The following is a 1143-nucleotide window of genomic DNA, read 5'->3' as shown; positions in this document are numbered from 1 at the left end:
CCCCCCAAAAAAAATGCGTGGTTTCTACCCTTTTGTTTTTGTTGTTGAAAAGGTCCCTCCGAGGGCACAAGAAAAAGAAAGGCAAGGAAAGAGAAGAGAGAGAGAGAGAGAGAGAAAAAGAGAGAGAGAGCGGGGAGGAAAGAACGAAACCAAACCAACAAAAAAAAAAAAAAAAACAACTTTCCTTTTTTTTTAAGGCAAGGAAAGAAGAGAGAGGAAAAAAAAAGAGAGCGCGGGGAGGAAAGAACGAAACCAACAAAAACAAAAAACAAAAACAAAAAAAAGAAGAAAAAAAAACTCTCTCTCCCAACATCCCTAGATATGATATTTACAGATATTTGCATATAAATGTATATGGATATATCTAGAAATATGTCTATAGACATAATATATACAGATATATGAGATACATATACATAAATATATGTCTATAAATAAATATCTAGATAGATGTAGAGAGAGAGAGAATAGAAATACATAGAGAATATACAGAGATATTGTGCAAAGAAAGAGAGAGAGAGAGAGAGAGAGAGAGAGCGCTCTTTGCAGAGCAAATCACGGTGCTGGCCCTGGAAGGCGGTGTGTGTGTGTGTGTTTTCTTCCCTTTTTTTTTGTTGCTTCTTTCGGCTCTGTGAGCCTCTTTTTTTTCAAACTCTCCTCTCTCTCTCTCTCTTTCTCCCTTCTCTTTTCTCTCTCCTCTTTTTTCTCTCTCTTTTTCTCCTCTCCTGAAAATGTTCAGACACAGACTGGAGTCTTGTTGTTGTTTTTAGGGTCTGCGGCGGCCAATTGTGCCGTGGCGGGAGCGCTGCTCGGGGCTCAATTTGGCCTTGACGGTGCAAAACGAGAGAGAGAGAGAGAGAGAGAGAGAGAGAGAGAGAGAGAGAGAGAGAGAGAGAGAAGAGAAGAGAAGAGAGAGAGAAGAGAAACAAAAAACAAAAACAAAAGGTTCTCTCTGTGTGTGTGTGTGTGTGTGTGCTCTCTGTCTCTCACTTTTTCTTCTTCTTCTTCCTTCTTCTCTCTCTTCTTTCTTTCTTTTGTTTGTTGGTTTGTTTGTTCTTTTTTCCTTTTTCTTCTTTTTCTTTGTGTGTGTGTGTGTGTGTGTGTGTGTGTGTCGTTTTCTTTTCTTTTTTTCTTTTTCTTCTC

The 1143-nt window shown here is 38.8% G+C and carries 2 protein-coding genes; one reads left to right on the top strand and one right to left on the bottom strand.

Features of this window, described 5'->3' with window-relative positions; all coding sequences use genetic code 11:
* Positions 1–368 (top strand): hypothetical protein (locus PLC66_RS22795; RefSeq protein ID WP_324544457.1); only part of this gene is annotated, 368 nt, incomplete at its 5' end.
* 448 nt (positions 369–816) lie between these two features.
* Here PLC66_RS22795 and PLC66_RS22790 read toward each other — a convergent pair.
* A partial coding sequence (locus tag PLC66_RS22790) for a hypothetical protein (RefSeq protein ID WP_324544456.1) occupies positions 817–1143 on the bottom strand: 327 nt, incomplete at its 5' end.

The sequence above is a fragment of the Thauera sp. genome (assembly GCF_035444905.1).
Lineage (GTDB): Bacteria > Pseudomonadota > Gammaproteobacteria > Burkholderiales > Rhodocyclaceae > Thauera.
Note: the sequence above shows the minus strand (reverse complement) of the source record. Positions and strands in the feature narration are given on the sequence as shown.